Consider the following 12,835-nt stretch of genomic DNA (forward strand, 5'->3'; position numbering starts at 1 on the left):
GTCTTGGGGGTTGGGCGGGGCCGGCGCCTGGGGTGCCGGCGCTTGAGTGGCGGGCGCCTGCGGTTGCGTCACGGCCGGCTGCTGCCCGGGCAGGTGCTGGTTGTTCGGCGGGATGGCGTCGGGCGCGGTGCTGGCCTGGGTGGGCTGGCTGGGCGCCTGAACCGGGATCGGCGGCATCGTCAGCCGCTCCTCGGGGATGTCGGGCGGCGGAACCGGCGCCTGCCCGTTGATGAGCAGCTGTCCCTTGGCGCTGTTGACCAGCGTGGCCCAGCCCCCGTTGCCCAGCGTCGCGCCGATGCTGCACGCGACCTGGCGGCTGCCCGCCGACCAACTGGGCAGCGACACGGTCGGGTAGATCAGCGTCAGGGTGGTGGTGCGCAGCTTGGTCGGCGCCAGGTAGGCGTCCGTCATCTTGGTGCACGAATCCTTGATGAAGCCGTCCTGGTCGGGCTCGGCGGGCATGGCACCCGGGAACTTCTCGGCCAGGTTCACCGTGCCGGTGACCTCCATCGCGTGCGGCGTGGCGCAGTCGACCGGGACGTCGGTCGGCTGGTTCGTCGCCGTGTCGATGCCCAGGCAGGTGCCGGCGGGCCAGACCTTCGACTGGTCGACGTCGGCGACCTTGCCCTTGAAGACCTCCTGCTGGTTGTTCGGCCCTGGCAGCTGCAGGCCGCACAGCATGCGGCGGTCGCCGGACTGGCGCCAGGCGCGGTCACCGGCCCACAGCAGGCTGACCATGAACTTGCTGGCCGGGTCGAACTTGGGCCCCAGGTAGTTGTGGACCGCGGGCTCGCACTGCTCCTGCGTCATCTGCTGGATCCGCGCCGGCGACGGGGGAGAGGCGCCCGGCCCGTACTCGGCGCCCGGAAAGGTCCGCATGTCGACCGACTCGGCGACCTCGAACTTGTGATTGTCGCTGCAGCTGACGATGGAGGCCGACTCCGGGGTGGCGTCCGGCCAGGTCAGGCAATCGCCGCCCTTGGCGCGGTTGAGGGCGGCGTCGCTCTTGGTTCCGGTGCTGGGCACCGGCTCGCTGTTGATGTAGCCGGCCAGCCGTCCCGGCCCGTTGCCGATCGGGATCGCGGTGACCAGTCCCGCGATCAACAGCCCGCCCAGGGCGGTGAGCAACAGCGCGCGCCGGGTGGCGGTCGCCTGCAAGCCGCGCGGCCAGGCGAAGCCGGCCGGCCGTTCCGCGGGGTCGCCGGGAGAGCCGGCGGTGGTCCCGGCTTCCGAGGCTTCCTTTTCGGGCGCTTGCGACATCGGCTCCATTCTGACAGGGCCGACTAAGTGGCGTGACAAAAGTTGCGGATGTCAACTCCTGGGATTGGCCTGGTGGGGTGCTCTGGCGTCGGCGCGGCGCGGCGAAAGTAGTCTCAGGCGCGTGATCGACCTGAAGCTGCTCCGGGAAGACCCCGACGCCGTGCGCCGCTCCCAAGTCAGCCGGGGCGAGGACCCAACGCTGGTGGACGCGTTGCTGACCGCCGACGGCAACCGCCGCTCGGCGATTTCGGCCGCCGACGACCTGCGCGCCGAACAGAAGGCCGCCAGCAAGAGCGTCGGGTCGGCGTCGCCCGACGAACGCCCGGCCAGGCTGGCGCGTGCCAAGGAGCTCGCCGAGCAGGTGAAGGCGGCCGAAGCCGCCCAGGCCGAAGCCGAGGCGGCGTTCACCGCGGCGCACATGGCGATCTCGAACGTCATCATCGACGGGGTGCCCGCCGGCGGGGAGGACGACTACGCCGTCCTCGACGTCGTCGGCGAGCCCGCGGCGATCGAAAACCCCAGGGACCACCTGGAATTGGGCGAGTCGCTGGGGCTGATCGACATGCAGCGCGGCGCCAAGGTGTCCGGGTCGCGGTTCTACTTCTTGACCGGCCGGGGCGCGCTGTTGCAGCTGGGCCTGCTGCAGCTGGCCCTGCGGCTGGCTGTGGACAACGGCTTCACCCCGATGATTCCGCCCGTGCTGGTGCGACCGGAGGTGATGGCCGGCACCGGATTTCTGGGCGCCCACGCCGACGAGGTGTACCGGGTGGAGGCCGACGACCTGTACCTGGTGGGAACGTCCGAGGTGCCGCTGGCCGGCTACCACGCCGACGAGATCCTCGACCTGTCCGGCGGCCCGCGGCGCTACGCGGGCTGGTCGTCGTGCTTCCGGCGCGAGGCCGGCAGCTACGGCAAGGACACCCGCGGCATCATCCGGGTGCACCAGTTCGACAAGGTGGAGGGCTTCGTCTACTGCGCGCCCGCCGACGCCGAGGCCGAACACCAGCGGCTGCTGGGCTGGCAGCGCGAGATGCTGGCCCGCATCGAGGTGCCGTACCGCGTGATCGACGTCGCCGCGGGCGATCTCGGTTCGTCGGCCGCGCGCAAATTCGATTGCGAGGCATGGGTTCCCACGCAGGGCGCCTACCGCGAGCTGACGTCGACGTCGAACTGCACCACCTTTCAAGCGCGCCGGCTGGCCACCCGCTACCGCGACGCGAATGGCAAGCCCCAGGTGGCCGCCACGCTCAACGGCACGCTGGGTACCACCCGCTGGCTGGTGGCGATCCTGGAGAACCACCAGCAGCCCGACGGCAGCGTACGGGTGCCCGCTGCGCTGGTGCCGTTCGTCGGTACCGAGCTGCTGGAGCCGGCAGGCTAGGGACGCCGGCCGCCCGGGGTGTGGCCGAAGGCGCGCCGATAGGTGTCGATGAAGGCGCTGGGCGTGGCCCAGCCGCAGGCCAGCGCCACCGCGGTGACGCCCCGGTTCTCGGCGAGCAGCATCAGCGCCTGCTGCAGGCGGACCTGGGTGCGCCACTGCGGGTAGGTCATGCCCAGCTCGTCAGCGAACAAGCGGCTCAGGGTGCGCTGGCTGACGCCGACCCGGCTGCTGAGTTGCCGCAACGTCGACGGGTTCGCCAGGTCCTCGGTGATCAGCGCGCACACCCGCCGCAGGCGGCTGTCGTTGGGCGTCGGAATCCAAAGGGGCTCACGGACACTCGTCGTCTGCAACTGGTCGTGCAGCACCGCCAGCATGCGCTGGTGTTCGTCGGCGTCGATCGCATCGGATTGCGAGCACGCGATGATCAGTTCTCGCATCAAGGGATTGACGGCGAGCACGGCAGGTGTCGCGGGGCCTCGACGGTGGCGCAGCGGGTCGAGTGCGACGCCGTGAAATCGGGTGTGGCCGTGAAACTCGTGCTCGTGCCACACGCCCGCCGGTATCCAGATGGCGCGGTTCGTCGGGGTGATCCACGTGCCCGCGGGGGTGGTCACCGAGACCGCCCCGGAGGAGGGGTAGACGATCTGGTGCAGGTGGTGTCGGTGGCGCTGGATCCGCGCGCCCGGCGGCAGCGACAGGGATGACGTCACCAGCCCGGGCTGGCCGATTTCCGACATATCACGGCAGAATATCGGAAGCCCGCAACCGGGGGAACGCTTAGCGTTGCCGATATGGCGATGAATCTTGTGCACCGGTGGCGTTGCAGCTCGACGGGCTGGCAGGAGGCGGTCAAAGACCGGCTGCTGCCCTGGGTGCTGGGTGACGTCGAATTAGGTTCTCGGACACTGGAAATCGGCCCGGGGTACGGCGCGACGACGTGCGCTCTGCTGGAGCGGGCCGAATCGCTGACCGCCGTCGAGGTCGATGCGGCGATGGCCGATCGGCTGAATCGGCGCTACGGCGACCGGGCACGCATCATTCACGGCGACGGCACCGACACCCGGCTGCCCGACGACCACTTCAGCTCGGTGGTGTGCTTCACGATGCTGCATCACGTCCCCGACGCGCGGCTGCAGGACCGGCTGTTCGGCGAGGCCTTCCGGGTGCTGCGGCCCGGCGGCGTCTTCGCCGGCAGCGACGGCGTGCCGTCGCTGACGTTCCGGCTGCTCCACATCAATGACACCTACAACCCGGTGCCGCCGAAGGATTTGGGCAGGCGGCTGGCCGACGCCGGGTTCGCCGACGTGCGGATCGACGTGTCGGGCGGCCGTCAGCGGTGGCGCGCCACCAAACCGGTCTGAGGCCTACGCGTCGACGGTCGCGGGTGCCGGCGAGGATTTCGCGTGCCGGCGCATCCGCTCCATCGTGGCGAAGTACCAGGCCAGTGGGAAGGAAAAGCTGGTGAAGAAGCTGGCCAGAAAGAACAGCCACGGGCGCCGGACGCCGCGCCGGTAGCCGTCGACGATCGTAAACACCGGCAGCAGAATGACATTCGAGATGATGTAGTCCTGGCTGCCCGAGCCGGCGGCCGGATTGCCGAACTGCTGGGCCAGGAAGTGCGGGTAGCTGGCCGGCCCCGAGACGATGCTGCCCTCGCCATGCGCGGCGAGCACGAAGTGGATGTTGAAGTACCAGCCCAGCACGATCGAGGCGATACCGGCCGCGTAGTACACGAGCTCCAGCGGTGAGAACCACGGCCCGTCGGCCGGTTTGGCGTAGATCTTCGGGTTCGATGCGATTATCCAACCGATGACGGCGATCCCGAGGATTGCGTGGATGTAAAGCCAGATCATGGCCGAAGTGTCGCTCTTGCTCCGAAGTTTTGTCAATATTGACACAACGCGCGGATGGGTGGTGCAGCGAAGGGGGTACCTTACTGAGCATGGTCCGGCCCGCGCAGACGGCGCGCAGCGAACGCACCCGCGACGCGCTGATCCAGGCCGCCCTGGTGCGCTTCTTGGCGCAGGGCGTCGAGGAAACCTCGGCCGAGCAGATCGCCTCGGACGCCGGGGTGTCGCTGCGCACCTTCTATCGCCACTTCCGCTCGAAGCACGACCTGCTGTTTGCCGACTACACCGGATTGAACTGGTTTCGCGCCGCGCTGGACGCCCGGCCGGCCGACGAGCCGATCATCGACTCGGTGCAGTCGGCAGTCTTCTCGTTCCCGTATGACGTTGAGGCCGTGACGAAGATCGCGGCGCTGCGTGGCGGCGAGATCGATCCCGGCCGCATCGTCCGACACATCCAGGAAGTGCAGGCCGACTTCGCCAACGCTATCCAAGAGCAACTGCACCGGCGTAGCTGCGCCGCGGCCGCGACGCCGGATGCCCGACTACGCGCCGCTGTCACCGCGCGCTGCATCGCCGCGGCGGTTTTCGGCGCGATGGAATTCTGGATGCTCGGCGAGGACCGGTCGCTGGGCGAGCTGGCGCGGGTGTCCCACGTCGCGCTGGAGGAACTGCGGGCCGGGATCACCGACGCCTGGGCGGCCGGGGCCTGAGAGAAGTTTCGTCACAATTGACAAAACTTGGCGGCCGTGCCAGCCTCCTTTCCGGAGGGCAGGGACATGACTGAATACGACGCGATCGTCATCGGCGCGGGCCACAACGGGTTGGCCGCGGCGGTGCTGCTACAAAAGGCCGGGCTGCGGACGTTGTGCCTGGACTCCAAGCTCTATGCCGGCGGGATGGCTTCCACGGTCGAGCTTTTCGACGGGTACCACTTCGAGATCGCCGGCTCGGTGCAGTTCCCCACCGCCGCGGTGGTGGTCGAGGAATTAGGCCTCGACACCCTCGAGACCCTCGACCTGGAGGTGATGTCGGTCGCGGTGCGCGGCGTCGGCGACGATCCGCTGATCCAGTACAGCGACCCGGTGAAGCTGTTCACCCACCTCAACGAGGTGCACGGGGCGGACGCCGTCAACGGGATGGCGGGGCTGATGGCCTGGAGCCAGGCGCCCACCCGGGCGCTGGGCCGGTTCGAGGCGGGCACCCCGCCCAAAACCTTCGACGAGATGTATGCCTGCGCCACCAACGAATTCGAACGCTCGGCCATCGACGACATGCTGTTCGGATCCGTCACCGACGTGCTGGACCGCTACCTGCCGGACCGCGAGAAACACGGCGCGCTGCGCGGCTCGATGACCGTGCTGGCCGTCAACACCCTCTACCGCGGGCCGGCCACGCCGGGCAGCGCGGCGGCGCTGGCCTTCGGGCTGGGCGTGCCCGACGGGGACACCATGCAGATGAAGAAGCTGCGCGGCGGCATCGGCGCGCTGACCGCCCACCTGGCCAAGCTGCTGGAAAGCCTCGGCGGGGAAGTGCGGCTGCGCACCAAGGTCACCGACATCCTGGTCGCCGACGGCAAGGTCACCGGGGTGCGCACCGAGGCGGGGGAGACGCTGGCCGCGCCGATCGTCGTCTCCAACCTGGCGCCCGACGTCACGCTCAACGAGATGATCGACGCCGCCGCGCTGCCCGCCGACATCCGCCAGCGGTACGCGGGGATCGACCACCGCGGCAGCTACCTGCAGATGCACTTCGCGCTGGAAGAGGCCCCGAAGTTCGCCGCGCCGTACGAGGCGCTCAACGAGCCGGCCATGCAGGCGTCCATCGGCCTGTTCTGCACGCCGGAGGAAGTCCAGCAGCAGTGGGAGGACGCCCGCCGCGGGATCGTGCCCGCCGACCCGACGGTCGTCCTGCAGATCCCGTCGCAGAACGACCCGGACCTGGCGCCCGAGGGCAAGCACGCGGCGTCGGCGTTCGCGCTGTGGTTCCCGATCGAAGGCGGCGCGGACTATGGCCAGACGAAGGTCGAGATGGGCCAGCGGGTGATCGACAAGATCACCCGGTTGGCGCCGAACTTCGAGGGCAGCATCATCCGGCACACCACCTTCACGCCCAGGCACATGGGGGTGATGTTCGGCGCCCCCGGCGGCGACTACTGCCACGGGCTGCTGAGCTCGGACCAGATAGGGCCGAATCGGCCCGGGCCCAAAGGCTTTCTTGGCCAGCCGATTCCGATCAAGGGGCTGTACCTCGGCGGCGCCGGGTGCCACGGCGGGCCGGGCATCACCTTCATTCCGGGCTACAACGCCGGCCGCGCGGCGCTGGAGGATCTGGGGCGCTAGCCGCGCTCGCTCAGCAGCTCGTCCAGCAGCGCGGTGAACTCTTCCGGGCGGTCCGGCGTCAACGCCGGGCTGGGCCAGGTCCCCGGCACGTCGAGGGTGATCAGCGTCGACTTGAACGGCCGCTGTATGTCCAGGGGCAGCCAGCGGCGAAAGTCGGAGCTCCCCCAAATGCGGAACCGCTGCATGAACATGCCCAACGCCTCGGTCTTGTACCCGCGGATGCTGTCCAGCGCGATCACCTTGGACGTTCCGGAAGGAAAGTGGTAGCGGCGCAACGTGATCGCCGCGCGGTCCAGCTGGACCAGGCCGTCGTCGTAACTGGCGTTCATTTCTTGGCGCTCCGCAGTTGGTGGCCCCGGGCGGTCAGGCAGTGGCCGTCGTCCAGCCGCCACTGCCAGCCGTGCAGGTTACAGGTCAACGTGTTGCCTTCTACCACACCGAATCTCGACAGGTCGGCCTTGAGATGGGGACAGCGGCGCTGAATCTCCCAGCCGTCCAGGGTGATCGATGCAGAGTCGTCGTGGGTCTCGGCAAACCACCCGTCGGCGTAGGCGATCCGCTCGTCGGTCAGGCACTTGAAGAACGTGTACAGGTATTCGTTGTAGCCGCCGACGCGCCACGCCTTGAAACGCGTGGACAAGAAGATGGTGTTGACCCAGTCGGGTTCGCGGTCGCGCAGCACGGTGCGCACCAGCTCCGGCGCGATGGCGAAACCGTACCGGACCTTCTCGTCCGGAATGCGTTCGCGCACCGTTCTTTTCGGGAAGTCGAGAATCACCGTCTCGGGACCGATGACGAGCTCGACGGGGTAGCCGACGCCGTCGCAGACCTCGTCGCTTTGCAGCATGATCGGCTCGAACAGCGCGCGCAGCTGGTCCAGCAGCGGCTCGCCGGTGGCCGGCGCCCAACCGGCGCGCTCCGCGGCCAGCACGGGCGCCATCCGCTCGGCGTAGTCGGCGATGTAGGCCGCCTTGCCGGTGGTGAAGATGGCCTCCACCTCATCGGCCGGCAGCGGGTGTTGCAGCGAGTTCAGCGTCGCGCCGGTGAAGTCCGCCGTCGATCCGGGGATCATCAGCAGGCCACCCTCCTGCCCGTGCGTGCGCATCTGCTCCAGGAAGACGACCTGGTCGGGGAAGATGTTGGCCGGGTCGCCGCGGTCGTCGTTGAGGTGGCGCAACTCGGGGTCAAGAAAGCAGGGCGGCCCCGCCGACGGCACCACCCACGTCGCCCCGACCTGCGCGATGTACTGGCGGGCGCGGTCCATCCCGCGCTGCCTCTTCTGGCTGCCGAACGACTCCTTGGCGCGGGCCGGCATGTCGTACACCATCGGGTACCAGATCGCCCCGGAGTACTGCAGCAGGTGAACGTCCACTCCGCCGAACTCGGTGTCCAGCGCGTCCAGGTCCAACGGCCGGGCATCGTTCATGTTGAAAACCGTTGTGGTGCCGTCGGAAACCACCAGCGCCGAGTCGCCGATCGGGCCGTCGGCCGGGGCGCGCAGGGCGATGATCATGATGTCGAGGTCGCCCTTGGGGCCGCCGACCCGGTGCTTGGTCGAGTCGGTGGTCTCGTAGAAGCGATGAAACCCGAGTGTTTGCAACGCGTTTCGCAGGTCGGGCACCGGGAAGTCGGGCAGCAGCACCACGGCGTCCTTGTTGACGTGCTCGCGCAGATTCTTCGCGTCGAAGTGATCCTTGTGCAGGTGGGAGACGTACAGGTAGTCGCAGTCGCCCAACCGGTCCCAGTCCAGCGCGCTGTTGTCCGGGAAGGGAAACCAGGACGCGAAGTAGGCCGGATTGACCCAGGGGTCACAAAGGACGGTGCCCACGTGGGTCTCGATCAGAAATCCGGCGTGGCCGACGCTCGTGACCTGCACTGATACCTTTCGGGGACATGGGGGGCGTGCCGACGGTTGACGGCCGTGTCAGCCCCCGAGCTTAGCGCGAGGCCGCATCTTCGGCCGTCCACAGCCGCCGGTAGTAGTCGATGCGCTCCGCGTCCGGCGCGACACCGTAGGCGGCGAAGAACACCTCCTCCCAGCGGCCGGGGTAGTTCCAGCCCAGGGACAGCGTCGCCACCGCGAGGTCGGCCCACCGATCCGCCACGCCGAGTCTGCCGAAGTCGACGTGTCCGCAGCAGCGGCCGTCGTCGTCGATCAGCGTGTTGGGCGCGCACGCGTCGCCGTGGCACACCACCGGCCGCTCGATCGGTGGCGGCTGGGCCAGGGCCGCGCGGGCGGGCGGTCTCAGCCTGGCCAGCCGGGCGCCGACCGACCAGTCGAAGGGGCAGGAACTCACCGGCATCCGGTCGTGCAGCGCCCGCAGGCCGGCACCGATCGCTCGCGCCGCGACCTGGGGTGCCGCCAGCCAGTGCGGGTCCACCGCCGACCGGCCGGGCAGCGCGGCGGTACGCAGCCACGCGCGGCGGCCGTCGATGCCCCAAGCCAGCACCCGCGGCACGGCCACGTAGCGCGCCGCCCAGCGCAACCTTTCCGCTTCCCCGGCGAAGTCGTCCACCTCCGCGTCGCCGACCTTGATGAATTCCGCACCGGAAGGCCCGTGGCCGACGCGGAAGGTGACGCCGCCCAGCTCATTGACCCAGACCGCCCGCACGGGCCGGCCGGCGGCGAAGCGGCGCACGACCGCAGGCACCGCCGGCGGCGGGTCGGGGACGGACAAGGCGGCCTCTCTCGGCGCTTCAGGCGCTTCAGGCGGCTCACAGTGGGGAGCACTAGGCTGAAGTGCTGTGGAACCGGTATACGGGACGATCATTCAGCTTGCCCGCTTGATCTGGCGCATTCAGGGTCTGAAGATCACAGTCTCGGGCGTCGAGAACTTACCGAAAAGCGGCGGCGCCGTCATCGCCATCAATCACACCGGCTACCTGGACTTCACCTTCGCCGGCCTGCCCGCATACAAGCAGGGCCTGGGGCGCAAGGTCCGGTTCATGGCCAAACAAGAGGTGTTCGACGACAAGATCACCGGCCCGATCATGCGCAGCCTGCGGCACATCCCCGTGGACCGGCAGGACGGGGCGGCGTCGTACGAGGCCGCCGTCCGAAACCTCAAGGACGGCGAGCTGGTCGGCGTCTACCCCGAGGCCACGATCAGCCGCAGCTTCGAAATCAAGGAGTTCAAGTCCGGGGCCGCCCGGATGGCGGTCGAGGCCGGGGTGCCGATCGTGCCGCACATCGTCTGGGGTGCGCAGCGAATCTGGACCAAGGGCCACCCCAAGAAGCTGTGGCGTCCCAAGGTGCCGATCGTCGTCCTGGTCGGCGAGCCGATCGAACCGACGCTGGCGATCGAGGAGTTGAAGGGCCTCCTGCATTCGCGGATGCAGCATTTGCTGGAACGGGCGCAAGAACTGTATGGGCCCCATCCGGCCGGGGAGTTCTGGGTACCTCGCCGGCTCGGCGGCAGCGCACCGTCGCTCGCGGAGGCGGCCCGCATGGACGCCGAGGACGCGGCCGCGCGGGCGGCCCGCCGCACCCGAGCCCCCGGGCCGCCGGAGCAGTAGCCGATGGCGGAGCCGACCTTTCGCGCCCTCGAGATCGTGGCCCGGCTCGTGGTGCTGGTCACCGGCACACCCATCACCTATCGCGGCGAGGAGAACATCCCCGACAGGGGCGGCGCGGTGATCGCGATCAACCACACCAGCTACGTCGATTTTTTGCCTGCCGCATTAGCTGTGCATCGGCGGCGCCGTCGGCTTAGATTCATGATCAAAGCCGAGATGCAGCAAGTGAAGGTGGTCAATTTTTTGATCAAGCACACTCGGACCATTCCGGTGGATCGCGGCGCCGGGGCGGACGCCTACGCGGTCGCCGTGCAGCGGCTGCGCGAGGGCGAGGTGGTCGGTGTGTATCCGGAGGCCACGATCAGCCGCAGTTTCGAGCTCAAGGAGTTCAAGACCGGCGCGGCCCGGATGGCCATCGAGGCGGACGTGCCGATCGTCCCGGTGATCGTCTGGGGCGCCCACCGCATCTGGACCAAGGACCATCCCCGCCAGATCGGCCGCAAGAAGCTGCCGGTCACCGTGCAGGTGGGCGAGCCGGTGCGGGCGGCCGGGGACGTCGCCTCCACCACGGCCGCTCTGCGAGAATCGATGACCGCGCTGTTGCACCAGGCGCAGCAGCGGTATCCGCACCCCGCCGGCGCCTACTGGGTGCCGCGGCGGCTGGGCGGCGCGGCGCCGACCATGGCGGAGGCGGCGCAGATAGAGGCCGACGAGGCGGCGGCAAGGTCGGCCAAGAGGGCCGCCCACCGTACCCCGCATCGATCGCGGTAGGGGGAAGGAGAGGAACATGGCAGAGCCGTTCTTCCGGTTCGCAGAGATGGTTGTTCCAGCGGTCGTCGCGATGAACGGAACAAAGCTGAAATTCGAAGGCCTCGAGAACATTCCCGGCCGCGGCGGCGCCTTGATCGCCCTCAACCACACCAGCTACCTGGACTGGATGCCCGCCTGTATGGCCGCCCACGAGCGCAAGCGACGGCTGCGTTTCATGATCAAGGCCGAGATGGCGGACGTGAAGGCCGTCAACTTCGTGATCAAGCACTGCCAGCTCATTCCCGTGGACCGTCGGATGGGGCAGGACGCCTACGCGGTGGCCGTGCAGAAGCTGCGGGAGGGCGAACTCGTCGGGCTGCATCCCGAGGCCACCATCAGCCGCAGCTTCGAACTCCGGGAGTTCAAGTCGGGAGCGGCTCGCATGGCGCTGGACGCCCGGGTGCCGATCATTCCGATGATCGTCTGGGGTGCGCATCGGATTTGGCCCAAGGATCACCCAAAGAAGGTGTTCCGCAACAAGGTTCCGATCACCGTGGCCGCCGGGCGCCCCCTGGCGCCGGAGGGCAACGCCGAGCAGCTCATCGCCGCCGTGCGCCAGGCGATGAACGCGATGCTGTACCGGGTGCAGGAGGAGTACCCACACCCGGAGGGCGAGTTCTGGGTGCCGCGGCGCCTGGGTGGCGGCGCGCCGACTCAGGACGATTCCCGGGCCATCCGGTTGGCCGAATTGCAGGAGCGGATTCAGCGGTACGGTAGCGACGGTGTGACGCGACCGGGCCAGACCCAAAGCGGAATCCACTGAGAGGCGAAGGCGGACCCTCTTCAATGACCTTGCCGGCGCTGATCGCCTGCGACGTCGACGGCACCCTGTTCGACGAAAACGAAACCATTAGCCCGCGCACCCGCGACGCCGTGAGTGCCGCGGTCGCCGGCGGCGCGCAATTCGTCGTGGCCACCGGCCGGCCGCCGCGCTGGATACGCCCGGTCGTGGAGGCGCTCGGCTTCGCGCCGGTCGCGGTGTGCGCCAACGGCGCCGTGCTGTACGACCCCGCCAACGACCGGGTGCTGTCCTCGCGCACGCTGGCCGTCGACACCCTGGCCGAATTGGCCGAGCTCGCGCAGCGCGTCATCCCCGGCGCGGGACTGGCCGTCGAGCGGATCGGCGAACGCGCCCACGACACGGCCACCCCGCAATTCATCAGCTCGCCCGGCTATGAGCACGCGTGGCTCAATCCCGACAACACCGAGGTGTCGATCGCCGACCTGCTGAGCGCCCCGGCGATCAAGCTGCTGATCCGCAAGGCCGGCGCCCGCAGCTCGGACATGGCCGCCGCGTTGGCCAAACACGTTGGCATCGAGGGTGATATCACGTATTCCACCGATAACGGGTTGGTGGAGATCGTGCCGCTCGGGATCAGCAAGGCCAGCGGCGTCGAGGAGATCGCCAAACCACAGGGGATCACCAGCGCCGACGTGGTGGCGTTCGGCGACATGCCCAACGACATCCCGCTGCTGCGCTGGGCCGGCCTCGGGGTGGCGATGGGCAACGCGCATCCCGACGTCGTGGCCGCCGCCGACGAGGTCACCGCGCCCAACACCGACGACGGGGTCGGCCGGGTGCTGGAGCGCTGGTGGCTCTGAAGCGCTAGCTGTACTCGGTCAGGACGTTGGTAGCAGGCGTGTCGGCTTGATGTGAGGAGAACCCCCGGGTGGGGTGT

14 protein-coding genes are annotated in these 12,835 nt (G+C 68.9%); 8 read left to right on the top strand and 6 right to left on the bottom strand.

Annotated elements, in window-relative coordinates:
• Nucleotides 1–1,269: septum formation family protein (locus tag AWB89_RS24565; protein WP_085095262.1), on the bottom strand; the 1,269-nt coding region annotated here is incomplete at its 3' end.
• Nucleotides 1,270–1,381: 112 nt separating this feature from the next.
• Here AWB89_RS24565 and serS point away from each other — a divergent pair.
• On the top strand, nucleotides 1,382–2,641 hold the full coding sequence (gene serS, locus AWB89_RS24570) for a serine--tRNA ligase (protein WP_085095260.1): 1,260 nt from the start codon (nucleotides 1,382–1,384) through the stop codon (nucleotides 2,639–2,641).
• Here serS and AWB89_RS24575 read toward each other — a convergent pair.
• The gene (locus AWB89_RS24575) at nucleotides 2,638–3,378 is read right to left on the bottom strand and encodes an AraC family transcriptional regulator (protein WP_085177212.1); all 741 of its coding nucleotides are present in this window, start codon (nucleotides 3,376–3,378) and stop codon (nucleotides 2,638–2,640) included. The genes serS and AWB89_RS24575 overlap by 4 nt on opposite strands.
• Nucleotides 3,379–3,432: 54 nt before the next feature.
• On the opposite strand from AWB89_RS24575, the gene AWB89_RS24580 reads away from it, so the two are divergent.
• On the top strand, nucleotides 3,433–4,002 hold the full coding sequence (locus tag AWB89_RS24580) for a class I SAM-dependent methyltransferase (RefSeq protein ID WP_085177214.1): 570 nt from the start codon (nucleotides 3,433–3,435) through the stop codon (nucleotides 4,000–4,002).
• A 3-nt stretch (nucleotides 4,003–4,005) separates the two neighbouring features.
• On the opposite strand, the gene AWB89_RS24585 is transcribed toward AWB89_RS24580, so the two are convergent.
• Nucleotides 4,006–4,494 (bottom strand): DUF2834 domain-containing protein, encoded by a 489-nt coding sequence (locus tag AWB89_RS24585; RefSeq protein WP_085095254.1) that lies wholly within the window; start codon nucleotides 4,492–4,494, stop codon nucleotides 4,006–4,008.
• Between the two features lie 89 nt (nucleotides 4,495–4,583).
• Between AWB89_RS24585 and AWB89_RS24590 the strand changes: the two genes are divergently transcribed.
• Complete coding sequence (locus AWB89_RS24590) at nucleotides 4,584–5,201, top strand: TetR/AcrR family transcriptional regulator (protein ID WP_085177216.1); 618 nt, start codon at nucleotides 4,584–4,586, stop codon at nucleotides 5,199–5,201.
• A 66-nt stretch (nucleotides 5,202–5,267) separates the two neighbouring features.
• Entirely contained in the window at nucleotides 5,268–6,830 is a 1,563-nt protein-coding gene (locus AWB89_RS24595; protein ID WP_085177218.1) for a phytoene desaturase family protein, read from the top strand.
• Here the strand turns inward: AWB89_RS24595 and AWB89_RS24600 are convergent.
• From AWB89_RS24600 to AWB89_RS24610, 3 genes are all read right to left on the bottom strand, one after another.
• On the bottom strand, nucleotides 6,827–7,159 hold the full coding sequence (locus AWB89_RS24600) for a hypothetical protein (protein WP_085095252.1): 333 nt from the start codon (nucleotides 7,157–7,159) through the stop codon (nucleotides 6,827–6,829). The two genes, AWB89_RS24595 and AWB89_RS24600, sit on opposite strands and share 4 nt — an antisense overlap.
• The gene (locus AWB89_RS24605) at nucleotides 7,156–8,706 is read right to left on the bottom strand and encodes an MBL fold metallo-hydrolase (RefSeq protein ID WP_085177220.1); all 1,551 of its coding nucleotides are present in this window, start codon (nucleotides 8,704–8,706) and stop codon (nucleotides 7,156–7,158) included. Before AWB89_RS24605 ends, AWB89_RS24600 begins: the two co-directional genes overlap by 4 nt.
• Nucleotides 8,707–8,767: 61 nt before the next feature.
• Complete coding sequence (locus AWB89_RS24610) at nucleotides 8,768–9,508, bottom strand: aminoglycoside 3'-phosphotransferase (RefSeq protein ID WP_085177222.1); 741 nt, start codon at nucleotides 9,506–9,508, stop codon at nucleotides 8,768–8,770.
• Between the two features lie 67 nt (nucleotides 9,509–9,575).
• On the opposite strand from AWB89_RS24610, the gene AWB89_RS24615 reads away from it, so the two are divergent.
• From AWB89_RS24615 to AWB89_RS24630, 4 genes are read left to right on the top strand one after another with little or no spacing between them, the layout of a single operon-like run.
• The gene (locus tag AWB89_RS24615; RefSeq protein WP_085177223.1) at nucleotides 9,576–10,346 is read left to right on the top strand and encodes a lysophospholipid acyltransferase family protein; all 771 of its coding nucleotides are present in this window, start codon (nucleotides 9,576–9,578) and stop codon (nucleotides 10,344–10,346) included.
• Nucleotides 10,347–10,349: 3 nt separating this feature from the next.
• Nucleotides 10,350–11,117 (top strand): lysophospholipid acyltransferase family protein, encoded by a 768-nt coding sequence (locus AWB89_RS24620; RefSeq protein WP_085177225.1) that lies wholly within the window; start codon nucleotides 10,350–10,352, stop codon nucleotides 11,115–11,117.
• Between the two features lie 16 nt (nucleotides 11,118–11,133).
• Nucleotides 11,134–11,919, top strand: a complete 786-nt coding sequence (locus tag AWB89_RS24625) for a lysophospholipid acyltransferase family protein (RefSeq protein ID WP_085177227.1) — start codon at nucleotides 11,134–11,136, stop codon at nucleotides 11,917–11,919.
• A gap of 23 nt (nucleotides 11,920–11,942) precedes the next feature.
• Complete coding sequence (locus tag AWB89_RS24630; protein ID WP_085177229.1) at nucleotides 11,943–12,758, top strand: Cof-type HAD-IIB family hydrolase; 816 nt, start codon at nucleotides 11,943–11,945, stop codon at nucleotides 12,756–12,758.
• Nucleotides 12,759–12,835: the final 77 nt, after the last annotated feature.

Source organism: Mycobacterium paraense, from assembly GCF_002101815.1.
Classification (GTDB): Bacteria; Actinomycetota; Actinomycetes; order Mycobacteriales; family Mycobacteriaceae; genus Mycobacterium; species Mycobacterium paraense.

Bases quoted from the DNA above. Each gene is read 5' to 3' on its own strand.
- AWB89_RS24580 (WP_085177214.1), top strand. From the start codon at position 3,433: ATGGCGATGAATCTTGTGCACCGGTGGCGTTGCAGCTCGACGGGCTGG.
- AWB89_RS24575 (WP_085177212.1), bottom strand. From the start codon at position 3,378: ATGTCGGAAATCGGCCAGCCCGGGCTGGTGACGTCATCCCTGTCGCTG.
- AWB89_RS24590 (WP_085177216.1), top strand. From the start codon at position 4,584: ATGGTCCGGCCCGCGCAGACGGCGCGCAGCGAACGCACCCGCGACGCG.
- AWB89_RS24630 (WP_085177229.1), top strand. From the start codon at position 11,943: ATGACCTTGCCGGCGCTGATCGCCTGCGACGTCGACGGCACCCTGTTC.
- AWB89_RS24620 (WP_085177225.1), top strand. From the start codon at position 10,350: ATGGCGGAGCCGACCTTTCGCGCCCTCGAGATCGTGGCCCGGCTCGTG.
- AWB89_RS24585 (WP_085095254.1), bottom strand. From the start codon at position 4,494: ATGATCTGGCTTTACATCCACGCAATCCTCGGGATCGCCGTCATCGGT.
- AWB89_RS24600 (WP_085095252.1), bottom strand. From the start codon at position 7,159: ATGAACGCCAGTTACGACGACGGCCTGGTCCAGCTGGACCGCGCGGCG.
- AWB89_RS24625 (WP_085177227.1), top strand. From the start codon at position 11,134: ATGGCAGAGCCGTTCTTCCGGTTCGCAGAGATGGTTGTTCCAGCGGTC.
- AWB89_RS24595 (WP_085177218.1), top strand. From the start codon at position 5,268: ATGACTGAATACGACGCGATCGTCATCGGCGCGGGCCACAACGGGTTG.